The sequence below is a fragment of the Citrobacter sp. T1.2D-1 genome (assembly GCF_950098555.1).
GTDB lineage: Bacteria > Pseudomonadota > Gammaproteobacteria > Enterobacterales > Enterobacteriaceae > Citrobacter_A > Citrobacter_A telavivensis.
In genome coordinates, this window is the sequence record NZ_CATNHH010000011.1 from 47,671 (window position 1) to 72,671 (window position 25,001).

At 55.7% G+C, this 25,001-nt stretch carries 22 protein-coding genes; 11 read left to right on the top strand and 11 right to left on the bottom strand.

Features of this window, described 5'->3' with window-relative positions; translation table 11 throughout:
• The first annotated feature begins 150 nt into the window (after window positions 1-150).
• Window positions 151-1,431 carry a glutamate-1-semialdehyde 2,1-aminomutase gene (hemL, locus tag QQZ17_RS11315; protein ID WP_152405826.1) on the top strand — a complete coding sequence of 427 codons (1,281 nt, stop codon included), beginning with the start codon at window positions 151-153 and terminating at the stop codon, window positions 1,429-1,431.
• A 111-nt stretch (window positions 1,432-1,542) separates the two neighbouring features.
• On the opposite strand, the gene fhuB is transcribed toward hemL, so the two are convergent.
• From fhuB to hrpB, 6 genes are all read right to left on the bottom strand, one after another.
• Window positions 1,543-3,525: a Fe(3+)-hydroxamate ABC transporter permease FhuB gene (gene fhuB / locus QQZ17_RS11320; protein WP_152405827.1), complete on the bottom strand. Its 1,983-nt coding sequence runs from the start codon at window positions 3,523-3,525 to the stop codon at window positions 1,543-1,545.
• Window positions 3,522-4,412: a Fe(3+)-hydroxamate ABC transporter substrate-binding protein FhuD gene (fhuD, locus tag QQZ17_RS11325; RefSeq protein ID WP_152405828.1), complete on the bottom strand. Its 891-nt coding sequence runs from the start codon at window positions 4,410-4,412 to the stop codon at window positions 3,522-3,524. The genes fhuB and fhuD overlap by 4 nt, the downstream gene beginning before the upstream one ends.
• A complete protein-coding gene (gene fhuC, locus QQZ17_RS11330; protein WP_044255394.1) occupies window positions 4,412-5,209 on the bottom strand; it encodes a Fe3+-hydroxamate ABC transporter ATP-binding protein FhuC in 798 nt (265 codons plus the stop codon). The genes fhuD and fhuC overlap by 1 nt, the downstream gene beginning before the upstream one ends.
• 47 nt (window positions 5,210-5,256) lie before the next feature.
• Window positions 5,257-7,434 carry a ferrichrome porin FhuA gene (gene fhuA / locus QQZ17_RS11335; RefSeq protein WP_152405829.1) on the bottom strand — a complete coding sequence of 726 codons (2,178 nt, stop codon included), beginning with the start codon at window positions 7,432-7,434 and terminating at the stop codon, window positions 5,257-5,259.
• A gap of 283 nt (window positions 7,435-7,717) precedes the next feature.
• On the bottom strand, window positions 7,718-10,246 hold the full coding sequence (mrcB, locus tag QQZ17_RS11340) for a bifunctional glycosyl transferase/transpeptidase (RefSeq protein WP_152405830.1): 2,529 nt from the start codon (window positions 10,244-10,246) through the stop codon (window positions 7,718-7,720).
• Between the two features lie 124 nt (window positions 10,247-10,370).
• Entirely contained in the window at window positions 10,371-12,800 is a 2,430-nt protein-coding gene (gene hrpB, locus QQZ17_RS11345) for an ATP-dependent helicase HrpB (protein WP_187697494.1), read from the bottom strand.
• Between the two features lie 73 nt (window positions 12,801-12,873).
• Here hrpB and thpR point away from each other — a divergent pair, with 73 nt between their 5' ends.
• The 9 genes from thpR (at window position 12,874) to panD (ending at window position 19,981) form a co-directional block, all read left to right on the top strand.
• Window positions 12,874-13,404, top strand: coding sequence for an RNA 2',3'-cyclic phosphodiesterase (gene thpR, locus QQZ17_RS11350; RefSeq protein WP_152405832.1), 531 nt, complete (start codon window positions 12,874-12,876; stop codon window positions 13,402-13,404).
• Window positions 13,405-13,419: 15 nt separating this feature from the next.
• The gene (gene sfsA / locus QQZ17_RS11355) at window positions 13,420-14,124 is read left to right on the top strand and encodes a DNA/RNA nuclease SfsA (RefSeq protein WP_152405833.1); all 705 of its coding nucleotides are present in this window, start codon (window positions 13,420-13,422) and stop codon (window positions 14,122-14,124) included.
• A gap of 177 nt (window positions 14,125-14,301) precedes the next feature.
• Entirely contained in the window at window positions 14,302-14,757 is a 456-nt protein-coding gene (gene dksA / locus QQZ17_RS11360; RefSeq protein ID WP_003829221.1) for an RNA polymerase-binding protein DksA, read from the top strand.
• Between the two features lie 64 nt (window positions 14,758-14,821).
• Entirely contained in the window at window positions 14,822-15,718 is an 897-nt protein-coding gene (gluQRS, locus tag QQZ17_RS11365) for a tRNA glutamyl-Q(34) synthetase GluQRS (RefSeq protein ID WP_152406393.1), read from the top strand.
• 80 nt (window positions 15,719-15,798) lie between these two features.
• A complete protein-coding gene (pcnB, locus tag QQZ17_RS11370; RefSeq protein ID WP_205685287.1) occupies window positions 15,799-17,196 on the top strand; it encodes a polynucleotide adenylyltransferase PcnB in 1,398 nt (465 codons plus the stop codon).
• On the top strand, window positions 17,193-17,672 hold the full coding sequence (folK, locus tag QQZ17_RS11375) for a 2-amino-4-hydroxy-6-hydroxymethyldihydropteridine diphosphokinase (RefSeq protein WP_152405834.1): 480 nt from the start codon (window positions 17,193-17,195) through the stop codon (window positions 17,670-17,672). Before pcnB ends, folK begins: the two co-directional genes overlap by 4 nt.
• Before the next feature lie 120 nt (window positions 17,673-17,792).
• Window positions 17,793-18,584, top strand: coding sequence for a 3-methyl-2-oxobutanoate hydroxymethyltransferase (panB, locus tag QQZ17_RS11380; protein ID WP_152405835.1), 792 nt, complete (start codon window positions 17,793-17,795; stop codon window positions 18,582-18,584).
• Between the two features lie 11 nt (window positions 18,585-18,595).
• Window positions 18,596-19,450, top strand: a complete 855-nt coding sequence (gene panC, locus QQZ17_RS11385) for a pantoate--beta-alanine ligase (protein WP_152405836.1) — start codon at window positions 18,596-18,598, stop codon at window positions 19,448-19,450.
• 150 nt (window positions 19,451-19,600) lie between these two features.
• Complete coding sequence (gene panD / locus QQZ17_RS11390) at window positions 19,601-19,981, top strand: aspartate 1-decarboxylase (protein ID WP_042323756.1); 381 nt, start codon at window positions 19,601-19,603, stop codon at window positions 19,979-19,981.
• Between the two features lie 5 nt (window positions 19,982-19,986).
• Here the strand turns inward: panD and QQZ17_RS11395 are convergent, their stop codons facing one another.
• The 4 genes from QQZ17_RS11395 to QQZ17_RS11410 form a co-directional block, all read right to left on the bottom strand.
• Complete coding sequence (locus tag QQZ17_RS11395; protein WP_187696629.1) at window positions 19,987-21,213, bottom strand: polysaccharide deacetylase family protein; 1,227 nt, start codon at window positions 21,211-21,213, stop codon at window positions 19,987-19,989.
• 64 nt (window positions 21,214-21,277) lie between these two features.
• The gene (locus QQZ17_RS11400) at window positions 21,278-21,718 is read right to left on the bottom strand and encodes a PTS sugar transporter subunit IIA (RefSeq protein ID WP_152405837.1); all 441 of its coding nucleotides are present in this window, start codon (window positions 21,716-21,718) and stop codon (window positions 21,278-21,280) included.
• A 106-nt stretch (window positions 21,719-21,824) separates the two neighbouring features.
• Window positions 21,825-22,595: an ABC transporter permease gene (locus QQZ17_RS11405; RefSeq protein WP_152405838.1), complete on the bottom strand. Its 771-nt coding sequence runs from the start codon at window positions 22,593-22,595 to the stop codon at window positions 21,825-21,827.
• Window positions 22,592-23,518, bottom strand: a complete 927-nt coding sequence (locus QQZ17_RS11410) for an ABC transporter ATP-binding protein (protein ID WP_152405839.1) — start codon at window positions 23,516-23,518, stop codon at window positions 22,592-22,594. Before QQZ17_RS11410 ends, QQZ17_RS11405 begins: the two co-directional genes overlap by 4 nt.
• Window positions 23,519-23,626: 108 nt before the next feature.
• On the opposite strand from QQZ17_RS11410, the gene can reads away from it, so the two are divergent.
• The gene (gene can, locus QQZ17_RS11415; RefSeq protein ID WP_061076458.1) at window positions 23,627-24,289 is read left to right on the top strand and encodes a carbonate dehydratase; all 663 of its coding nucleotides are present in this window, start codon (window positions 23,627-23,629) and stop codon (window positions 24,287-24,289) included.
• 65 nt (window positions 24,290-24,354) lie between these two features.
• Here can and hpt read toward each other — a convergent pair whose 3' ends face one another.
• Entirely contained in the window at window positions 24,355-24,891 is a 537-nt protein-coding gene (gene hpt / locus QQZ17_RS11420) for a hypoxanthine phosphoribosyltransferase (RefSeq protein ID WP_042997896.1), read from the bottom strand.
• Window positions 24,892-25,001: the final 110 nt, after the last annotated feature.

Here is a 25,001-nt window from a genome sequence, read left to right on the forward strand (position 1 = left end):
TAATACAAATGCAGAGGCGGCATTGTACTCGCCTCTTCCCCGAAAATCCCCTGCAAATCGTACTGTTTCAAATGCGCAAAACTTTCATAACCTTCTCTGAATAACTAGAATAGCGACCATTCACATTTTCTACGAATCAGGAACCCATCCATGAGTAAGTCTGAAAACCTCTACAGCGCAGCACGCGAGCTAATTCCCGGCGGCGTTAACTCCCCTGTTCGCGCCTTTACTGGCGTGGGTGGTACTCCGCTGTTTATCGAAAAAGCTGACGGGGCCTATTTGTACGATGTCGATGGTAAAGCCTATATCGATTACGTCGGCTCCTGGGGCCCCATGGTGCTGGGACACAACCATCCGGCAATCCGCAACGCGGTAATCGAGGCGGCAGAGCGGGGCTTAAGCTTCGGCGCGCCAACCGAGATGGAAGTCAAAATGGCGGAACTGGTGACCGAACTGGTGCCGACGATGGATATGGTGCGAATGGTCAACTCCGGTACCGAAGCGACCATGAGCGCTATTCGTCTGGCGCGCGGCTTCACTGGCCGCGATAAGATCATCAAATTTGAAGGCTGCTACCACGGCCACGCGGACTGTCTGCTGGTGAAAGCCGGCTCCGGCGCGCTGACGCTGGGCCAACCGAACTCTCCGGGCGTACCGGCAGATTTCGCGAAGCACACCCTGACCTGTACCTATAACGATCTCAATTCCGTGCGTGCCGCGTTCGAGCAGTTCCCGCAGGAGATCGCCTGTATCATCGTAGAGCCGGTGGCGGGCAACATGAACTGCATCCCGCCGCTGCCGGAATTCCTGCCGGGTCTGCGCGCGCTGTGCGATGAGTTCGGCGCGCTGCTGATTATCGACGAAGTGATGACCGGCTTCCGCGTCGCCCTGGCAGGCGCGCAGGACTACTACAGCGTGGTACCGGATCTGACCTGTCTGGGCAAAATCATCGGCGGCGGGATGCCTGTGGGCGCGTTTGGCGGTCGTCGCGACGTGATGGACGCGCTGGCGCCCACTGGCCCGGTCTATCAGGCGGGCACCCTCTCCGGCAACCCGATTGCGATGGCGGCAGGTTTTGCCTGTCTGACTGAAGTGGCGCAGCCGGGCATTCACGAAACGCTGGATGACCTGACGACGCGCCTGGCGGAAGGTCTGCTGGAAGCGGCACAAGAAACCGCGATCCCGCTGGTCGTTAACCACGTTGGCGGCATGTTCGGGATTTTCTTCACCGACGCGAAAACCGTCACCTGCTATCAGGACGTGATGGCCTGCGACGTGGAACGCTTTAAGCGCTTCTTCCACATGATGCTGGACGAGGGAATTTACCTTGCGCCATCCGCGTTTGAAGCGGGATTTATGTCCGTGGCGCACAGCATGGAAGACATCAATAACACCATCGACGCCGCGCGTCGGGTGTTTGCGAAGCTGTAACAGAGTACGTTTTAAACCGTAGGCCGGGTAAGGCGAAGCCGCCACCCGGCTTTTTTATTGCCGGATGGCGACGCGAAGCGTCTTATCCGGCCTACACGAAAAACAACCGAATCAACGACTCTGCTTACGTAACAGATAAATAAAGTACGGCGCGCCGATAAACGTCGACAGTATCCCTGCCGGGATCTGGTACGGAAACAGCACCATCCGCCCGCACCAGTCGGCGAAAATCAGCAATAATCCCCCCGCCAGCGCCGACATCACAATATGCGGCATCGTTCGACGAAAACCCAACATCCGCGCGATATGCGGCGCCATCAGTCCGACAAAGCTCAGCGGGCCAATCGTCATTGTGGCGGTGGCTGTCAGACTGGCCGCCAGCAACAGCAGAGCCACCCGCGACGGTGTCAACGCGATACCGACTGCGCGGGCGGTATCGCCGCCCAGCGGTAAAATCGTCAACCAACGACGACAGAGCGGCGTGATGGCCAGCAGGATCACCATCACAATCCCGGTGTGCAGCACCTGCTCGCCCGACACGTTATAGGTCGAACCGGAGATCCAGGTCAATACCCCTGCCATGCGCGGATCGCCGCTCGCCTGCAACATCATCAGCAGCATGGTAAACGCGGTACTGAGCGCCATCCCGGCCAGCAGCATACGGTGGGGTGAGAACCCTCCCCGTCCGGCGGCGATCATAATGATCAACAGCGTGGCGGCAGCGCCGAGACTCCCGGCGGGCAGCAGCCAGCCAAACGCATTGCCCGGCACCAGAAACAGCATCAGTACAACACCGAATGCCGCGCCGGAACTGATCCCCAGCACCTCAGGACTCGCCATCGGGTTACCGGTCAGCCGTTGAATAATGCACCCCGCCACCGCCAGCATCACCCCGGCGATCGCCGCCGCCAGGATGCGCGGCCAGCGCCAGGGCATCAGCTCTTCCAACTGCACGCCGCTAGCCCAACTCCAGCCCTGAGCGTCACGACCCAACGACAGCGCGGCATACACCCCAATCAACAACAGCAGGCCGCCGATCAGCGCATAGCCCAGCACATGCTGACGTTCTGTCGCCCCCCGATCGCTGACGTTCATGTCCGGCGCGCTCATGCTTCGCAGGCGCGGCAATAGCCACAGCAGCAGCGGTGCGCCGATCAGCGCCGTCACGGAACCGGTGGACACTTCCATCCATACCCGGGTCAGCCAGAGAATGATCTGATCGGAAAGCCAGAGAATCAGCGCCCCGATCAGCGGAGCCAGCATCAGACGCGCCAGCAGACGACGCGCGCCTAGCATTTTCGCCAGCAACGGTGCAAACAGGCCGATAAAACCGATAATCCCCACCGCGTTAACCAGCAGCGCGCTGAGCACAATCGCCAGCGTCAGCGCCGCCAGACGCGCCAGCGACAGCGCCAGCCCTAAATTACGCGCAACGCCGTCGTCCAGCCCCATCAGGGTCAGCGGACGCAGCAACAGCAGGGTGAGCATCACGCCGCCCAGCAGTTGCGGCCACAGACGCTGCACGCCGCCCCAATCGGTTTGCGTCAGCGTTCCGGTACTCCACAGGAACATGCTTTGCAACTGATCGTGGTGGAAGATAACCAACAGCTGATTGATTGCCCCACAGTACAAACTGACCACCAGACCGGCGAGGATCAGCGTCACGGGAGAAAGACGTTTGCCCCAGGCGACGCCAAACACCAGCGCCCCGACAATACAGGCTCCCGCCAGAGCAGCGAACTGCGCGGCCAGTACGCCCGGGATCGCCCATAACGTTGTGACCGTCATCCCCAGTTGCGCACCTGTCGCCACGCCCAGCGTGGTCGGCTCCGCCAGCGGGTTACGCAGCACCTGCTGAAAGAGCACGCCAACCAGCCCCAGCCCGGCACCCACCAGCAGGGAAATCACCAGGCGGGGAAGAAGGCTGTAGTGGAAAATCATCTGCTCGATGATGTCGATATTGGGTGACCATAGCGCCTGTTGCCACTGAGCGCGGGGCAGCGCAATAGAGAAATTCGTCCAGGTTAAGCCCACCGCAGCAACAAACAGCAGCACCAGCAATAACGCCGGGAAGCGTGTAATACGTTTGCTCACGCTTTCCCCCCCAGCGCAGTATCCAAAATGCGCACAAAGTTCATGGTCGACAATGTGGCACCATAGAACCACACGGGCGGTACGCGCTGGAAACGCCCTTCGCGCACAAACGGCATTGCCTGCCAGAGCGGTGTCGCCATCAGTGCCGCCATCTCTTTGTTATTGCCATGATCAAAGCAGAGCACATCGGCATCTTTGTAGGCCGCAAGACGATCGATCCCTACTGCCGTACTGCCCCAGAAGTTGGTTTCCCCCTGCCAGGCGTTGCGAATACCGTACTCATCCAGCACGTCCTGGAACAGGCAGTTCGGGCCAAAGACCAGCATATGACGGGGATCAAGCAGGGTGACCAACAGCAGCGGACGCTCGCCGCGCTGCGCAAAGCGCGGTTTCCGGCTGGCAATAAACTGATCATATTCCGCCAGATGCCGCTCGGCTGCCGGTTCCAGATTCAGCATCTGCGCCATCTCGATCAAAGACCGGCGGGCCACCGCTAAGGGCTGTTTGCCATCGCTGAAGTTGAAACCGCGTCCGGGGGCTATCCGCGCCAGCGTCTCGGGGGAAGGACCATACCCTGTCGACCAGAACATATACGAGGGTTTCATTTCGGTCAGCAGTTCAAGATTCGGCTCGGTGCGTAAGCCGACATCAATCACCGACGCCGGCAGTGGGGGGTCATTCACCCACAGGCGATAATTGGGAATGTCCGCCACGCCGTAAGGCGTCACGCCAAGCGCCAGCAACAGCTCGACCGGCAGCCACTCCAGCGCCACAATGCGATGCGGATCGACCGAGGCCGCGCGCGCCGGTTTCATCTGCCAGAGCAGCGGGGAAAGTGCCATCGCCGTTAATAAACGACGACGCGTTATGTGGGGTAAGCCGCTCATCAATACACAAAACTCACAGGTGCAGCGCCTGCCGGATGCGGCAGGATCCCCATCGGGATGCCATAAATCCGCTCCAGGGTTTCGCTACGCATCAGGTCGGCAGGCGTTCCCTGGGCAATCATTTCGCCACCGCGTAGCGCGACTAAGTAGTCGCAGTAGCGGGCAGCCATGTTGATATCATGCAGCACGGCGATCACCGTCAGGCCACGCTCCTGGCTGAGGCGATGCACCAGCGCCAGCACATCAACCTGATGGGCGATATCCAGCGCCGAGGTGGGTTCATCCAGCAGCAGACAGCGGCTGTCCTGCGCCACCAGCATCGCAATCCACGCGCGCTGACGTTCACCGCCGGAAAGGCTGTCAACCAGACGATGCGCCAGCGGTTTCAACCCCACCAGCGCGATCGCTTCTTCCACTTTTTCTCTGTCCGCGACGCCAAAACGACCCAGCGCCCCGTGCCACGGATAGCGACCAATCGCCACCAGTTCACGTACGGTCATCCCTTCCGCCTGCGGCAACTGCTGCGGTAAATACGCCACCTTACGGGCAAACGCTTTGCTGTTCCAGCTGTTCAGCGGCTGGGCGTCCAGCAGGATATCCCCTTCTGACGGCGGCTGATGGCGACCCAGCATTTTTAACAACGTGGATTTACCTGAACCGTTGTGGCCGATAAGGCCAGTCACTTTACCGACGGGAAAGGTTAACGACAGAGGATGCAGAAGCGTGCGACCAGGCACGCGAAAGGAGACATCACGCAGTGCAAACGTGGTATCGGGATGATGGGTCTGTTCCTGCATAGCGGCCAACTTGTAAAGCGGGCACGCCATGCGTGCCCAAAGAAAAATTAGAAGCGGAAAGTTGCGGTAGCAACGACCTGACGTTCCGCGCCCCAGAAGCAGCCATAAGTATCGAAGCAGCTGGCGACGTATTCGCGGTCAAACAGGTTGGTAACGTTAACTGCAACGCTAGAACCCGCCATACCCAGGCGTGCGAGATCGTATTTAACGACAGCATCCATCACTGTTGAACTACCTACTTTGAAGGAGTTCGCTGGATCACCATAGCTGGAACCGACATAACGACCACCTGTTCCCAGAGTTAAACCAGACAGCGGGCCTTCATTGAAGGTGTAATCGCCCCACAAAGAAGCCATATTTTTTGGTACTTGAACAGGCGTTTTACCTTTAAGCGTCGTGTCTTCCGTATATTCAGCATCGGTATACGTATAAGACGCTGTCACGTTAATGTTCGCATTCACTGCGGCTTTCGCTTCTAACTCAACGCCACGAGAACGTATTTCACCGGCTGGGACCTGTGCAAACGGATTCAGCGGGTCGGTGGTCAGGTTATTTGTTTTTGTCAGCTCATACACAGCAGCAGTAACAACAACCGGCAGATCTTTTGGAACGTATTTCACACCAGCTTCATATTGCTTACCTTTTGACGGCGCATAAGCAACATTGTCAGCAGGCGTTGCAGCCCACGCTTTAGATGGGTTCGGCTCGAAAGATTCGCTGTAGCTAAAGTACGGTGTAATACCGTTGTCAAAGAGATAGTTTATCCCACCGCGCCAGGTGAATTGCTCATCATTACGCTCAACTTTCTGATTGCTGGCTCGAATGGTTGTTGCCTGCTGGGACCAGTCATAACGACCTCCCAATGTTGCAACCCATTTATTCCATTCCAACTGATCCTGGACATATACACCAGTTTGGTGCTGGGTATTGAGCTGGAACGGTTTCGCGTCCGGGAAATCAACATCCGTATACACGGGGTTATTCATATCTAACGACGGTGCAGTTCCGTAGGCGTTATCGATATCATTACGCAAACGTGAATAATCGATACCGGTCAGCAGAGTATGTCCGACGTCTCCCGTCGCAAACTTGCTTTCCAACTGGGTATCCACACCGAAATCATTGTAGCGTTCATTGGCTACGATGCTTGAGCGGGTCAATTGATTACCCACAGCCCCAAAACCGTACACGCTCTGCTGGGATGTCTTTATTTGGCTATAGCGTAAATTTTGGCGCACAGTGAAAGTATCATCAAAACTGTGTTCAAAGCTGTAACCAACCATACGCTCATAACGTGAATAAGTATTGTTCGGAGCGTAGTCAGTAAAGCTCACTGGCAAACGGGAACCATCAGGCAACGGTACTACAGTACCTTCTTTCGGCAACCATCCGTAATAACCCGTTGAAGGTTCATTCTGAATGTTTGCCCGCAACGTCAGATTGGTTCTGTCATCAGGTTTCCAGCTAAACACCGGCGCAATGGCATAGCGCTTCTGCTTCGCGAAATCCTGTTGTTCGTCATTAGAACGTGCCAGCCCTGTTAAACGATAGGAATAGACGCCGTCATCATCCAGAGAATCACTGAAATCAAAACCGGTCTGGAACAGATTATCTGTACCCATTTTGAATTGAATTTCTTTTAACGGCTCTGATGTTGGGCTTTTGCTGACCATAGAGATCAGGCCACCTGGGTTACTTTTCCCATAAAGAACAGAAGTTGGCCCACGCATCATCTCTACACGTTCAAGCATGTAAGGGTCAACAACGGCAGAACTGTAGTAATCACCCTGTAGTTTAATGCCATCAAGGTAATTGTTCGGGGTCGGACCAGGTGTGTAGAAGCCGCGAATGATAACGAAATCATACGTACTGGAAGCGCCACGTGTCGAAACTGCTGCGCCGGGCGTATAGGCTAAAGCCTCTTTCACCGACCCAGGCTGATGCATATCCATTTCTTCACGCGTCACTACCGAAACAGACTGTGGAGTCTTTTCGATAGGCGTATCTGTTTTGGTGGCAGTGGCGGAGCGCTTCGCGGCAATAGTCGGAGATGGGCCCCACGCACTTTCCTGCGGAGCAGGTGCAGCGGTTACGGTGATAGTGTCTTCTTTTTTCGGTTCAACCGCCGCCTGTGCATAGACAGACATGCCGCTAACCGCTGTGGCTACTACAACTGCGATTTTACGCAGCGAGTGTTTTGGCTGAGCAGTTTTTTGACGCGCCATTGGTATATCTCTGATGAAAAGTGAATGATAACGTAAACGAGAATTATTATTATGCCGGCAGAATAATATTCGAAACGCGGGCGCGATAGCAAGCGATACGCGTCCCCACCAAAACTAAGGGGTTAAGAAATATCCAGATGAAAAGAAAGGGTTAAGAAAGTGGTGTGAAATGTTTTTGTAGGGGAATTGCCGGATGGCGGCAAAAACGCCTTATCCGGCCTACAAGCCCAATGCCGTATTGATCCTGTAGGCCGGATAAACGAAGTGCCATCCGGCACGATGGTTAGTTACTGCCGAACATGTCTTTAATCCACCCCGCCACGCCGTCGCCGTCTTTCTTCTCTTCCTTCGGCGGCTGTTGCGGCTGTTGCTGCGGCTGAGAAGATTGATCGAACGGGTTCCCGGTCGGCTGCTGCTGCATTTCACCCTGCTGGCAGAGCGAATCTGGGTCTGATGTCCAGACCGGCAGCGTGCGCATGCCGCCGCTGCAGACAAAGTTGCCGTCATAGTCGACGCCCATCTCCGCAATATCCTCCGGCGGCGTCAGCGTCAGCGGCGTCGGCGTCTGGTTTGCCAGATAACGCTGATAAATAGACATCGCCCCGCTCGCACCGTACAGCTTCGTTGGCTGGTTGTTATCGCGGCCCACCCAGGTGATGGTCACCTGGCTGCCGTCAATACCGGCAAACCAGGTATCGACGTTGTTGTTCGTGGTCCCGGTTTTACCCGCCAGATGCAGATTCGGATACTTCGCGCCAAGCTGACGACCGGTGCCGCGCTGCACAACCTGCTGCATCGTCCACAGCGTCATGTAGGCAGCCTGAGCCGGAACGGCGCGTTCCGCCTGCGGGAAGCTCTGGTACAGCACGGTGCCATCTTCGGCAATAACCGAACGCAGCGCGGAAAGCGGCGCACGGTTACCGCCGCTGGCGATCGTCTGGAACGCCTGCGTCACTTCGATTGGCGTCAGGTTCAGCGCCCCCAGCAGCATGGCCGGAACCGGATGCAACTGCTCTTTTGGCACGCCCAGCTTCAGCCAGGTATCGGTGACGGCTGGCAGACCCAGTGCCATCCCCAGATTGACCGTCGGTACGTTCATGGAGCGCGTCAGCGCATCCACTAACATGACTTTGCCGCTTTCGCTGTAACGACGATCGTCGTTCTGCGGCGACCACACCTGACCGTTTGGCTGGCGCAGCGCAATTGGCGCATCGGCAATCCAGGTGTTCAGACGATAGATTTTCGGCTGGCTCAGCGCGGTCAGATAGGTCGCCGGTTTGGCCAGAGAACCAATCGAACGACGCGCCTGCATCGCGCGGTTATAGCCAGCAAACTGCGGTTCAGCGCCACCGACCATGGCCCGGACTTCGCCACTGAAGCGGTCCACCACCACAATCGCGGTTTCCAGATCGCTCAGCTTGCGCTGTTTTTTCAGTTCCGGAATCCCGTCAACCGCCGCTTTCTCGGCAGCATCCTGGGCAACAGAGTCAAAGGTGGTGAAGATCTTCACGCCGGAGAGATCTTTCACTTTATCGCCCAGCTTCGCCTGCAACTCCTGACGCACCATCTGCATAAACGCGGGCTGTGGTGAGATCACCCCACCGCGCGGCTGCACGCCTAACGGGCGCGCGCTCAGCATGTCGTACAGTTCCTGATCGATCACCTGCTGTTGCTGCAGCAGACGCAGCACCAGGTTACGACGTTCAAGCGCCAGTTTCGGGTTACGCCACGGGTTGTAGATTGACGCCCCTTTCACCATCCCCACCAGCAGCGCCTGCTGGTCCAGGCTCAGCTCTTCCACCGGGCGGCCAAAGTAGTACAAGCTCGCCAGCGGGAAGCCGCGAATTTCGTTATCGCCGCTCTGACCGAGATACACCTCGTTCATATACAGCTCAAGAATGCGATCTTTGCTGTAGCGCGCATCCATCAGCAGCGCCATGTAGGCTTCGTTGGCCTTACGCCAGTACGAACGCTCGCTGGAGAGGAACAGGTTTTTCACCAGCTGTTGGGTCAGGGTACTTGCCCCCTGTACCGTGCGTCCGGCGGTCAGGTTTGCCAGCACCGCGCGGCCGATAGAGTACAAACTCACCCCGTCATGCTCATAGAAATGACGGTCTTCGGTCGCCAGCAGCGTATCCACCAGCAGATCCGGGAAACCGCTGCGCGGAACAAACAGACGCTGTTCGCCGTTTGGCGACGAGAGCATGGTGATCAAGCGCGGATCGAGACGGAAGAAACCGAACTGGCGGTTGTTATCCATGTTGACGATCGTGTCCAGACGGCCGCTATCGAACGTCAGACGCGCGCGCACCTGACCCTCTTTGCTGTCCGGAAAATCAAACGGACGGCGGATCATCTCAATGCTGTTGGCCTGCACGGTAAACTCGCCAGGACGCGTCATCTTGCTGACCTGACGATACTGGGTGGCTTCCAGCAATTTGACCATTTCGTTTTTGCTGACCGACATTTCCGGCTCAAGGTTGACCATCCGGCCATACACCGCCGCCGGCAACTGCCAGACTTTGCCATCAATACGGCTACGGATTTTTTGATCCAGATAGACGCCATAGATGGCAAGCAGTACCGCAAATACAATCGCTATTTTCAGCAGCAGCCACATCCAGCCGCGCTTGCCACGAGGCTTACGCCCTTTGCCTTTACCCTTACGCGGCATCGGTTCTTCATCCTCATAGTCATCATCATAATCGTCGTCGTACTCATCATCTCTGAGTTGGCGACGGCTCACCTTTTGTTTCACCGGACGCGTAGGTTTCCCTTTGCGTCCAATTGGCTCGCGGTCATTCCCGGCCATGCTTTTTCTCCGCTACATTCAGGCGCAAGGGCCTGATTCTCTGTTCTTCCGTCAGAAGACAAAAGAAGAAATCTCTCAATTTTACGGCTCTTTTGTCGGACAGGGCGTAAATGCCCTCTCCGGCTTACGAATACTTTTTGGTCCGCCGCGTCGGTGCCGTGTTCGCCGGATCGTCCGGCCAGACATGTTTGGGATAGCGCCCTTTCATCTCTTTTTGCACGTCGCGATACGAACCCTGCCAGAACGCAGCCAAATCCTGGGTTATCTGCAACGGTCGCTGCGCGGGGGACAAGAGCTCCAGAACCAGCGGCACGCGGCCCTCGGCGATGGTCGGCGTACGGGCCTCGCCAAACATCTCCTGCATTCTGACCGCCAGCGCCGGCGGATTATCGTCGTGATAACGAATGGCTATCCGGCTTCCCGTCGGCACAGTGTAATGTGTGGGTAACGAACTCACCAGACGTTGCTGCAGGGAATAATCCAGTAACCCGCTCAATGCCTGGTGAACATCCAGCGATTTCAGGCCGCGCAGCGAATGAACGCCGCTCATATGCGGCAGCAGCCAGTTCTCCAGCGTGGCCAGTAATGTCCTGTCGTCCACCGCAGGCCAGTCATACTCCGGCAGCCATTTCGCCGCACAGTGCAGGCGTAACCGCAGTTGTTCTGCCGCAGGCGTCCAGTTGAGCACGCTCAGGCCTTTATCGCGGATGCCGTTAAGCATCGCCAGATGCAGTTCTTCTTCGGACGGTTTTGCCAACGGCTGGACTTTGACCGTCAACTCCCCGACTCGCAGTCTGCGCCAGGCTTTCAGCGTCCCTTGCGCCTCATCCCACTCGACAGTATCAGACTGCTGTAACAACTCAGGACAACGCTGGATAAGCGCATCGATATCGAGCGGCAGCGCCAGCAGGATCCGCGCATCCGGCGACGCGCTGCCCTGTAATAACAGAGGCGCGATCAGCCATTCGTGCCGCCCCAGCGCATCATCAGCGTCCAGCGCCGCCCCCATACCATTTGCCAGTTGATAACGCCCGTCCTGGCTGCGTCGACGCGCAATGCGGTCGGCAAAGGCCTGAGCCAGCAACGGGGCTATACGTGACGCATCCGCTTCGCCGTTGCGAACATTCAGACGCTTGAGAAGCTGCTGACTACGCTGTTGCCAGGCGGGCTGATGGCGGGAAAACGCCACGCCAAGATCGGTATTGCCCATCCGCGGTGGTTCCTCAAGAATCGCCGCCAGCTTTGCCGCCGTAGCCGCATCGTCGGGTGTGGAAGCACTGACTAACATCGCGGCCAGCCGCGGATCGTTACCCAACGCCGCCATTTTTTGCCCCGTCGTACTGAGCTGCTCGCCCTCCAGCGCCCCCAGCATGTGCAGTAATCGTTTCGCCGCCTGTAAGTTGACAGCAGGCGGTAGATCCAGCCAGGTGAGTTGCGCGGGATCGCGACATCCCCACAGCAGCAATTCCATCAGTAGACCGGAGAGATCGCTGTGCAAAATTTCAGGATCCCCTTGTACTGCAGCGCGTTCCGCCTGCTCTTTGGCAATCAGATGCAGACAGATACCCGGCTCCAGACGTCCAGCCCGCCCGGCGCGCTGGGTCATGGAAGCATGACTGATGCGCTGGGTGATAAGCCGGGTCAACCCGGTGCGCGCGTCAAACCGCGCCACCCGCTCCTGCGCGCAGTCAACCACCAGGCGAATCCCCTCAATGGTCAGACTGGTCTCCGCAATATTGGTCGCCAGCACAACTTTACGCATGCCTTGCGGAGCAGGCAAAATCGCTTTGCGCTGCTCGCTAAGCGACAGTGCGCCATAGAGCGGACACAGCATTACATCACTACCGACTCGCGCACTTAATTGCTCCTGTACGCGCAGGATCTCCCCGACGCCGGGTAAAAACAGCAGCAGCGAGCCGGGCTCTTTGCGCAGCAGTTCGGCACAAGCGACCGCCACGGCTTCGTCGAAACGCAACTGCGATGCCAGCGGCTGATAACGGCGCTCAACGGGAAAGGCACGCCCTTCAGAAACGATCGCCGGCGCATCCGGCAGGCACTGTTGCAGGCGATCGTTATCCAGCGTGGCGGACATGATCAGCAGCTTAAGATCGTCGCGCAGTCCTTGCTGCACGTCCAGCAGCAGCGCCAGCGCGAGATCTGCCTGCACGCTGCGTTCGTGAAATTCGTCGAGGATCACCAGTCCCACACCGCTGAGCTCCGGATCGCGCTGGATCATACGCGTCAGTACCCCTTCGGTGACCACCTCAAGCCGCGTTGCTGGCCCGACGCAGGATTGCGCCCGCATCCGGTAGCCAACCGTCTCACCGGGCTTTTCATCGAGCAGTTCCGCAAGCCTTTGTGCCACGTTACGCGCTGCCAGACGACGCGGCTCCAGCAGGATAATCCGCCCTTCGATACCCTTATGCGCCAGAAACTGTAGCGGCAACCAGGTTGACTTACCGGCTCCCGTCGGCGCGCTCAGCAGTACCTGTGGCGCAGAATCCAGGGCAGTAAGCAATTCAGGCAGTACAGCAGCAACAGGTAACGACGTCACAAATGGCTCCAGAGGGTTAACATTCTTCGCGCCGCATTGTAGCATCGCGTTAATTCATAACCGAGTACCTAAGATGTCTGAGCCGAAACGGCTGTTTTTTGCCATCGAACTGCCCGCCACGGTACGTGAGCAACTTATCTCGTGGCGGGCGGCTAATTTCCTCCCGGAGGCGGGGCGCCCCGTCGCGGCCGAGAACCTGCATTTAACGCTGGCGTTTTTAGGCGATGTGAGCGCTGACAAACAACAGGCGCTGATTGCCCTTGCCGGTCGCATTCGTCAGCCCGGGTTTACGCTCAGTCTGGATGATGCCGGACAGTGGTTACGCTCTCGCGTAGTCTGGCTGGGGACACGTCAGTCCCCGCGCGGGCTGTTGCAACTGGCAAATATTCTGCGGGCCCAGGCGGCGCGCAGCGGGTGTTATCAAAGTCCGCAGCCGTTTCATCCACACGTGACGCTACTGCGCGACGCCAGTCACGCCGTGGCGATCCCGCCGCCTGGCTTTTGCTGGTCATTTCCGGTGACGGAATTTGCCCTGTATGCCTCCTCTTTTTCCCGAGGACGCACGCGTTACGCCAAACTTCAGCGCTGGACGCTCACCGAATAATCAAGGACATGCGCGATGCAATTTACTCCCCCTCTCCAGCGCGCGACGCTGGTTCAGCGATATAAACGCTTTTTAGCCGATGTGATCACACCTGACGGGACTGAACTCACGCTACACTGCCCCAATACCGGGGCGATGACGGGGTGTGCAACGCCCGGTGATACGATCTGGTATTCGACGTCGGAGAATATCAAACGCAAATATCCACACACCTGGGAATTAACCCAAACCCAGACGGGCGCGTTAATTTGTGTTAATACGCTATGGGCTAACAGACTGACGAAAGAGGCCATTGAACAGGGACGAGTTTCAGAACTTTCAGGTTATTCCACGCTGAAAAGCGAAGTAAAATACGGCGCCGAACGGAGCCGCATTGATTTTATGTTACAGGCAGATTCACGGCCTGACTGCTATATTGAAGTGAAATCGGTAACGTTAGCGGAAAAGGATTTTGGTTATTTTCCCGATGCCATCACTGAACGAGGTCAGAAACATCTTCGGGAACTGATGAGCGTAGCGGCTGAGGGCAAACGCGCAGTGATTTTCTTTGCCGTCCTGCACTCCGCCATTACACGGTTTTCACCCGCGCGCCATATTGACGCGAAATATGCGCAACTATTGTTCGAAGCACAGCGTAAGGGGGTAGAAATTCTGGTTTATAAAGCGGAACTTTCTGCCGATAGTATGACTCTGATAGAGCCATTAACTGTCACTTTATAGTGTTGTAAACAATTGGTTATTTAGTATTCTGGTCGCGTGCGCAAATACGCTTTTCCTCACAGGGTTGTCAAGTGTTACGTTTAGTTAATTGCTATCCGGAAAAGCATCTGCTATTTATAGCGACCTGATTTTTCCCCCGAACATGGGGATCGATAGTGCGTGTTAAGGAGAAGCAACATGCAAGAAGGGCAAAACCGTAAAACATCGTCCCTGAGTATTCTCGCCATCGCTGGGGTGGAGCCGTACCAGGAGAAACCGGGCGAAGAGTATATGAACGAAGCCCAGCTGTCGCACTTCAGGCGTATTCTTGAAGCATGGCGTAATCAACTTAGGGATGAAGTCGATCGCACCGTTACTCATATGCAGGATGAAGCTGCCAACTTCCCGGACCCGGTAGACCGTGCCGCACAGGAAGAAGAGTTCAGCCTCGAACTGCGTAACCGTGACCGTGAGCGCAAACTGATCAAAAAGATCGAGAAAACGCTGAAGAAGGTTGAAGACGAAGATTTCGGCTACTGCGAATCCTGCGGTGTAGAAATTGGTATTCGTCGCCTGGAAGCGCGTCCAACAGCCGATCTGTGCATCGACTGCAAAACGCTGGCTGAAATTCGCGAAAAACAAATGGCTGGCTAAGGCCTGGCGTTTGAAACGTTTACAACAGGCGGGGCTTTCCCCGCCTGTTCATTTTTACGCAAAGATGACTGACTCACACTACATTGGCCGATTCGCCCCGTCACCTTCTGGTGAACTGCACTTTGGCTCCCTCATTGCTGCGCTGGGCAGTTACTTACAGGCTCGCGCCCGTCAGGGAATATGGCGAGTACGTATAGAAGATATTGATCCTCCTCGTGAAGTTCCCGGTGCCGCAGACACGATTCTGCGTCAACTGGAACATTACGGCCTGCACTGGGATGGCGACATTTTATGGCAGTCACAGCGCCATGACGCCTACCGCGACGCGCTCGCCTGGTTATACGACCGGGGGCTGAGCTACTACTGCACCTGTACCCGTGCGCGCGTCCAGAGCATTGGCGGAATTTATGATGGTCACTGCCGCGAGTTGCATAACGGACCGGCGCAAGCGGCGGTTCGTATCAAACAGCAGCATCCCGTCACCCGTTTTTACGATCGACTTCGCGGTGACATTCAGGCTGACGAACGTCTGGCGAGAGAAGATTTTATTATCCATCGCCGTGATGGACTGTTCGCCTATAACCTGGCGGTGGTGGTGGACGATCACTTTCAGGGTGTCAGCGAAATCGTGCGCGGCGCCGATTTGATAGAACCGACGGTACGACAAATCTCGCTGTACCAGCAGTTCGGCTGGACGCCTCCGGACTATATTCATCTGCCGCTGGCGCTCAATGAACAAGGCGCTAAACTGTCCAAACAGAATCATGCCCCTGCCTTGCCGCAAGGCGATCCGCGTCCCGTTCTCATGGACGCGCTGCGCTTTCTTGGGCAGCAGGGTGATGTGCCGTGGCAGGAGATGCACGTCGACGAGATCCTGGCATCCGCCGTGGCAAACTGGACGCTTTCGACGGTACCTGAATCGGCGATTGTAAATCCGGCATTCTCAAATACGTCGTGCTGAGCTATGATTAGCCGCTATTTTTACACAGCAAATGATTTGAACTGAATTCTGAATATTGTTTGACACTACCGAGGTGCACTATTTTTACCCGAGTCGCTAATTTTTGCCGCAAGGTGCTAAGCCGCGAAGAGAGCGAGGCCGAAATTGCCGTCGCCCGTCCGCGTATGACGGTCATCCCGCGCGAGCAGCACGCTATTTCACGCAAAGATATCAGTGAAAATGCCCTGAAGGTAATGTACAGGCTGAATAAAGCGGGATACGAAGCCTGGCTGGTTGGCGGAGGCGTCCGCGACCTTCTGCTTGGCAAAAAACCGAAAGATTTTGACGTCACGACCAATGCGACGCCAGACCAGGTGCGCAAACTGTTCCGTAACTGCCGCCTTGTAGGCCGCCGTTTCCGTCTGGCGCACGTCATGTTTGGCCCGGAAATTATTGAAGTCGCCACCTTTCGTGGTCATCACGAAGGCAGCGAAAGCGACCGTACCACGTCCCAACGCGGACAAAACGGTATGCTGCTGCGCGACAACATTTTCGGCTCCATCGAAGAAGACGCCCAGCGCCGTGACTTCACCATTAACAGCCTTTATTACAGCGTCGCTGATTTTACCGTTCGCGACTATGTCGGCGGTATGCAGGATCTGGAAGATGGTGTGATTCGCCTGATCGGCAATCCGGAAACCCGCTACCGCGAAGATCCGGTGCGGATGCTGCGCGCCGTGCGTTTCGCAGCGAAGCTCGACATGAAGATTAGCCCGGAAACGGCAGAGCCGATCCCGCGCCTGGCCACGCTGCTCAACGATATCCCGCCCGCGCGCCTGTTCGAAGAGGCGTTGAAGCTATTGCAGGCGGGCTACGGCTATGAAACCTATAAAAAACTGCGCGAATACAGCCTGTTCCAGCCACTGTTCCCGACCATCACTCGTTATTTCACCGAGAATGGCGACAGCGCAATGGAACGCATCATCGCGCAGGTGCTGAAAAATACCGATAACCGCATCCATAACGACATGCGCGTTAATCCGGCCTTCCTGTTTGCCGCGATGTTCTGGTATCCGCTGCTGGAAATGGCGCAGAAAATCGCCCAGGAAAGCGGTCTGGCCTACTATGACGCGTTCGCGCTGGCGATGAACGAAGTGCTGGATGAGGCCTGCCGTTCGCTGGCGATCCCGAAACGTCTCACCTCGCTGACGCGCGATATCTGGCAGTTGCAACTGCGGATGTCCCGTCGCCAGGGTAAGCGCGCGTGGAAGCTGATGGAACATCCGAAATTCCGCGCCGCGTATGATTTACTCGCCCTGCGTGCCGAAGTGGAAAACAATGCCGAACTGCAGCGTCTGGCGCAGTGGTGGGGCGAATTCCAGGTTTCTGCACCACCAGAGCAAAAAGGCATGCTGAACGAGCTGGATGAAGATCCGTCACCGCGCCGTCGGCACCGTCGTCCGCGCAAGCGCGCGCCGCGTCGTGAAGGAACGGCATGACCCTCGTTTATATCGCGCTGGGCAGCAACCTGGCCTCTCCTCTGGAGCAGGTCAATGCTGCCGTCAACGCGATACGTGAGCTCCCTGAAAGCCGGGTCGTTGCCGTCTCTTCCTTTTACCGAACCCCGCCGCTGGGTCCGCAGGATCAGCCCGATTACCTGAACGCCGCCGTGGCGCTGGAAACGACGCTTGAGCCAGAAACATTGCTCGATCACACCCAGCGCATTGAACTTCAGCAAGGCCGGGTACGTAAAGCCGAACGCTGGGGACCACGCACGTTAGATCTGGACATCATGTTGTTTGGCGATCGCATCATCAACAGCGAGCGGTTAACCGTGCCGCACTACGACATGAAAAACCGTGGTTTTATGCTCTGGCCGCTGTTTGAAATCGCCCCTGACCTGCACTTCCCTGACGGCATCTCACTGCAACAGGTACTCACTCACCTCGGCGCAGAAAAACCCGCTCGCTGGTAATCACGCGCGTCTTTCTTCACGTTTGTTCTTTTCACGCCTGACTGCTGCTTAAATCAATTGCCCCACTGAATGTGACTGTTAAAATGCCGGTAAATATGACGTTCACCATCAGGAAATGTTATGAAACCGACCACCATCTCACTGTTGCAGAAGTGCAAACAAGAGAAAAAACGCTTCGCCACCATTACTGCCTATGACTACAGCTTCGCCAGACTGTTTGCCGACGAAGGGATCAATGTGATGCTGGTCGGAGATTCCCTGGGGATGACGGTGCAAGGGCATGACTCCACCCTGCCGGTTACCGTTGAAGATATCGCTTACCACACGCGTGCGGTGCGTCGCGGCGCGCCGAATTGCCTGCTGCTCGCCGATCTGCCGTTTATGGCTTATGCGACGCCGGAACAGGCCTTTGAAAATTCGGCCATCGTCATGCGCGCGGGCGCGAACATGGTCAAGATTGAAGGCGGCGCCTGGCTGGTAGATACCGTGAAAATGCTCACCGAGCGCGCGGTACCCGTCTGCGGACACTTAGGGTTGACGCCACAGTCGGTCAATATCTTTGGTGGCTATAAAATTCAGGGCCGTGGCGATGCCGGACAGGTTTTGCTGGACGATGCCCTGGCGCTGGAAGCCGCAGGCGCGCAACTCATTGTGCTGGAATGCGTCCCGGTTGAGTTGGCCAGGCGCGTGACTGACGCGCTTTCCATTCCGGTCATCGGCATCGGTGCCGGTAACGTCACCGACGGACAAATCTTAGTGATGCACGACGCCTTTGGCATCACCGGCGGCCATATTCCGAAATTTGCCAAAAATTTCCTTACGGAAGCAGGCGACATGCGCGCCGCGGTACGGCAGTATATTGCCGAGGTTGAGTCCGGCGTCTATCCGGGCGAAGAACACAGTTTCCATTAAGGAGTCTTGTTGTGCTGATTATTGAAACCCTGCCACTGCTGCGTCAGCATATCCGCAGAGCCCGTCAGGAAGGTAAGCGCATTGCGCTGGTGCCGACGATGGGCAACCTGCATGATGGTCACATGAAGCTGGTTGATGAAGCGACAGCCCGTGCGGACATCGTGGTGGTGAGTATTTTCGTTAACCCGATGCAGTTTGACCGTCCGGACGATCTGGTGCGCTACCCGCGCACGCTGCAGGAAGACTGCGAAAAACTGAACAAGCGTAAAGTGGATTTCGTCTTTGCCCCCGCGCCGGACCAAATCTATCCCCAGGGCACCGACGGGCAGACGTACGTTGATGTCCCCGGCCTCTCGACGATGCTGGAAGGCGCTAGCCGTCCGGGTCATTTCCGTGGTGTTTCAACCATCGTCAGCAAGCTGTTCAATCTGGTACAGCCGGACGTCGCTTGCTTTGGCGAGAAGGACTTCCAGCAACTGGCGCTGATCCGCAAAATGGTTGCCGATATGGGCTACGACATCGACATCGTCGGTGTACCGATTATTCGCGCCAAAGACGGTTTAGCCCTGAGTTCGCGTAACGGTTATCTGACGGCCGAACAACGTAAAATCGCCCCCGGTTTGTACAAAGTGATGAGCCGCATCGGTGAAAAGTTGCAGGCCGGCGAGCGTGAACTGGAAGAGATTATTGCCATCGCTGAACAGGAATTGACGGAAAAAGGCTTCCGCCCCGATGATATTCAGATCCGCGATGCTGACACGCTGCTTGAACTGACCGAAAGCAGCCAGCGAGCCGTGATTCTGGTTGCTGCGTGGCTCGGTCAGGCTCGGTTAATCGACAATCAGACGGTTGCATTAACCCAGTAGACAGGGGTTAAAAATCAGGCAATACTGCCTGAGAAAATTCTCAAAGCAGGTTTCGACCTGCTTCGTTAACAACTGAACACACTCGGAATGACTCAGGCGCACCCAATACAGAGGCGGCCTGAATGATGAAGAGTCTTTAAGGTAGACGTTATGATTCGCACAATGCTGCAGGGCAAACTCCACCGCGTGAAAGTGACTCAGGCGGACCTGCACTATGAAGGTTCCTGCGCCATCGATCAGGATTTCCTGGATGCCGCCGGGATCCTCGAAAATGAAGCCATTGATATCTGGAACGTGAGCAACGGCAAGCGTTTCTCCACCTATGCCATTGCCGCCGAACGCGGTTCCAGAATCATCTCCGTCAATGGCGCGGCGGCACACTGTGCCAGCGTGGGCGATATTGTGATCATCGCCAGCTTCGTCACCATGTCTGACGAAGAAGCTCGCCGCTGGCAGCCGAAGGTCGCTTACTTCGAAGGCGACAACGAAATGAAACGCACCGCGAAAGCGATTCCGGTTCAGGTTGCGTAAGCGAACTACCCCTGCGGCTGATTGCTGATCAGCCGCGACATGGTTTCCAGTGAGTCCGTCCTTAAGATGTATAACCGTTTGAGTAAGAACGGATTATCCCCCGGTTTTACCTTCCCTTTCACCGTGGTCACCGCTAGGTGAAATCCAGCCTCTTCTGCCGCTTTCACTGCCGTCGCGTTATAACTGCCAAACGGATATGAAAGATAGAGCACGTGCGGATTAAACGGGGCCAGCGCACGCCGGGAGCGTTCAAAATCATACAGAATATTATGATGGCTACGGCTGAGCAGGATTGGGCGACGATTGCCATCGACCCGATGCAAAAAGTGCGTATGGGACTGAAAATCAAACACATCGCGGATGCCGTTGAGTTCTGAAATACTCATAAACTGCAGCGATTTGGGATCCCATTTTTGCGGACGAACTTTAATTCTCGACGAGATAATAAAGGCCGTGGCCTTCATCCCATACTGCTTCAGTACCGGATAGGCATAGCGGCTCACCGACTTCAGGCCGTCATCAAAGGTAATCACCACCGCCCGCGCAGGCAGGTTCAATTTATTGCGCACATAACCTTCCAGTTGAGTCATCGTCAGCGTGCTGTAACCGCGATCGCGCAGCCAGGTCATCTGGTTGCTGAAGGCGCGGACTGACGTGGTGGTGGAGGTATGACGAAAGCGCGTGTTCTCTTCATCGCGCAGAATATGGTGATAGGTCAGCACCGGCAGCCCGCGATCTTCCTGGGCGTCGAGCGCGCTTATCCAGGCCAGTCGGTCACCAATGCGGATCTGATACCAGGTTTGATTCAGCCGGTCTTTGAGCTTACTGATGATGGGATAACGCAGGTTATCCGCCAGTACGCCAAACGGCGCGCTGCCAACGTTCGGCGCATTATAGACGGGGGTGGCTTGCCAGGTGATCAGATTCTGGTTGCTGAGCGGTTTGTTGAGATCGCCGAGGCTGTCCTCAACGCGCTGTTTACCCTGCACCGGTTCCAGATGCCCCTTGTCGATAAACCCGGTGCCGAAGCCAAATTTGAATTCGTAATAGTCAGCAGCGACCGGAATGACAGAAATAATCTGTCCGGCGCGAATATTTCCCACGGTCACCATGTCATCACCAATTTGCGCCCAAATAGCCGCATCTTCCGTGGTTTGCATATAGCGAGCAGGCAACGCCGCACTGACTACTGTAGAGAGGGACAGCAGCAGCAGGAACAGATATTTCATCATTAACGATAACCGGGGCAAGAAACAACGCAACGATTGTACCAATTCATCTCATTAATAAGAATGATTAATACTCATACAAATCGTGCAGCAGAACAAAGGGGGGATTTTTCTGTTGCTGATGCCAAAGGCTGGTAACTTCTGGCCCGCCGAGGGCAACAATCTGGTCGCGAAACGCCGGACTACTCATTGAGTCTCGTGATGAAATCATGTCCCCCAGCAGCGTCTCATTAATGCCGGAGATCACTTCACATTGCGGATGTTTATGGCTCATCAATGACGCCACGCGATACGGCGCCGCACCGGGGAGATCGGTCAGAAAGATGACGCCATCACCGGAATCAGTGGCATGCAGGGCGTCACACATCATCCGACTCAGCATGTTCGCGCTCAACCCACGCCAAAAATTCACCGCCCGGCATTGCGCCAGCGGGCCGTGTTTTTTTTCCAGAAGGCTCAGGAGTTCCTCAGCCTTATCGTCATGACAGGTAATGACCCAACCTAGCATTTCTCACCTCATTAGCAGGCAAGTAGTTTATCAATGTAACAAATGGAGAATGATGACAATGGTCAAAAATCGCCCTCTCCTCACGCGGAGGAGAGGATAAAAACGCTCAGCTACGCAACCCGCGTCCGCGCTGGATTAAGGACCAGCACAGCAGATAGAACGCCACAATAAAGACAACCAGCACGCCAAACGTGGTCACCAGCGGCACGTCGTGAATGCCGAGGAAGCCGTAGCGAAAGCCGCTTATCATGTAGACGATCGGGTTTAACTGCGATAAGCCCTGCCAGAACGGCGGCAGCAGCGTCAGAGAATAGAACACCCCGCCAAGATAGGTCAGCGGCGTCAGCACAAAGGTCGGAATCAGGCTGATATCGTCAAAAGTTTTCGCGAACACGGCGTTCAACAGGCCCGCCAGCGAAAACAGAATCGCCGTCAGAACCAGCGTCAACGCAACAAACAGCCACGAATGCACCTGGAACGGAACAAAGAACAGCGAAATGGCCGTCACCAGAATCCCGACACACAGTCCGCGCGCTACGCCACCGCCGACAAAACCGGCGATGATCACGTGCGTGGGCACCGGCGCAACCAGCAGTTCTTCGATGTTGCGCTGGAACTTGGCGCTAAAGAACGACGACGCGACGTTAGCATAAGCATTGGTGATCACCGCCATCATGATCAGACCCGGCACGATGAACTGCATGTAGCTGAAACCGTGCATCTCGCCAATGCGGGAGCCAATCAGGTTACCGAAGATAATGAAATAGAGCGTCATGGTGATGACGGGCGGCACCAGCGTCTGGATCCAGATCCGCATAAAGCGGTTGATCTCTTTCGCCCAGATGCTTTTAAGCGCGACCCAGTAAAGCTGCATCATGTGCGATCTCCTTGTTTTTCATGAACCAGTGACACAAACAGCTCTTCAAGGCGGTTCGCTTTGTTACGCATACTCAGTACCTGAATGCCCTGCGCGCTAAGCTGGCTGAACACGCTATTAATTCCTTGCTCACGCAGCACTTCGACTTCCAGCGTTGAGGTATCCACCAGCCGATACTGATAGCCCTCCAGCTTCGGCAGCGGACTTTTCGCCGCCAGATCGAGAATAAAGGTTTCAGATTTGAGCTTAGAGAGCAGGTTTTTCATCGAGGTGTTTTCGACCAGTTCGCCGTGCTGAATAATCCCGATGTTGCGGCAGAGCATTTCCGCCTCTTCCAGGTAGTGAGTCGTCAGAATGATCGTGGTGCCTTTGTCGTTTAAATCCTTCAAAAAGCCCCACATTGAGCGGCGAAGTTCGATATCAACGCCTGCTGTCGGTTCATCGAGAATCAGCAGCTTCGGCTCGTGCATCAGCGCACGAGCAATCATCAGACGTCGCTTCATCCCACCGGATAACATCCGTGCACGTTCGTTGCGTTTTTCCCACAGATCGAGCTGTTTTAAATACTTTTCGCTGCGCTCGATCGCTTCTTTTCGCTCCACGCCGTAGTAGCCCGCCTGATTGACCACGATCTGCTGCACGGTCTCAAACGGGTTGAAGTTAAATTCTTGCGGCACCAGTCCCAACTGACGTTTGGCGTTAACGACATCTTTTTCGAGATCGTAGCCAAAGACGCTGACGCGCCCGGAAGATTTGTTCACCAGCGAGCTGATGATACCGATAGTGGTCGACTTTCCTGCCCCGTTCGGTCCCAGAAGCGCGTAAAAATCACCCGCCTCGACCTGTAAATCTATCCCGCGCAACGCCTGAACGCCGCCAGGATAAGTTTTTTTAAGTTGTTGAAGTTCCAGTGCAATGGTCATAAATTTTTACTTACCTTACGTTCTTACACTTTATATGTGGTTTAAATAATCCCGGAGTTGCCCTATATTAGCCCAACGCACTTATTTGGTTACAGGTCGTTAACCTCCATGAAAGACATAGATACACTCATCAGCAACAATGCACTATGGTCAAAAATGCTGGTGGAAGAGGATTCCGGATTTTTTGAGAAACTGGCGCAAGCGCAGAAACCACGCTTTCTATGGATTGGATGTTCCGACAGTCGCGTTCCCGCAGAACGTTTAACCGGTCTTGAACCGGGCGAATTATTTGTCCACCGTAATGTGGCCAACCTGGTCATCCACACAGACCTCAACTGCCTCTCCGTTGTTCAGTATGCCGTTGATGTCCTCGAAGTTGAACACATTATTATCTGTGGTCACTACGGGTGTGGCGGCGTACAGGCGGCGGTCGATAACCCGGAACTGGGCCTCATCGACAACTGGCTGCTGCATATCCGTGATATCTGGTTCAAACATAGCTCATTGCTTGGCGATATGCCGCAAGAGCGTCGTATGGATACGCTGTGTGAGCTGAACGTGATGGAACAGGTGTACAACCTGGGCCACTCCACCATCATGCAGTCAGCCTGGAAACGGGGTCAGAAAGTGACCATCCACGGCTGGGCATACGGTATTCACGATGGTCTGCTGCGCGATCTGGAAGTAACCGCGACCAGTCGCGCCACCCTGGAGCAGCGCTATCGCCAGGGCGTTTCTAACCTCAGCCAGAAACACGTCAACCACAAATAAAAATCCCCGGTCATGCACCGGGGACGTATCCAGTCAACGCCGGGATTTTCCCGGCTTTTTTACGCTTACTCGTCCAGCAGCACCACTTTGCCGACATACGGCAGATGGCGATAGCGCTGAGCGTAGTCAATACCGTAGCCCACCACGAACTCATCCGGGATGGAGAAACCGATGAACTCGACCGGGACGTTCACTTCACGGCGGGAGGGTTTATCCAGCAGGGTGCAAATCGCCAGAGATTTCGGTTCACGCAGGCTCAGAATTTCACGCACTTTCGACAGCGTGTTGCCGGAGTCGATAATGTCTTCCACAATCAGCACGTCTTTGCCGCGAATGTCTTCATCGAGATCTTTGAGGATCTTGACGTCTCGGGTGGTGGACATGCCGCTACCGTAGCTGGAGGCGGTCATAAAATCGACTTCATGAGATACCTGCACTTCACGGCACAGATCCGCCATAAACATAAATGAGCCACGCAGCAGACCAACCAGCACCATGTCACTGCCGCTGTCTTTGTAACGTTCAGTAATCTGACGACCCAGTTCGGCAATCCGCGCTTTGATCTCCGCTTCGGGGATCATTACTTCTACAGTATGTTTCATAACTCTAACCATATGATTTAAAAACAAATCACTCAATGCCTGCTTCTACCGGAACAGCATCGAAGTGCAAGGCATGCAGTATACCAGTAAAAGTATTTATTCGCGGCATC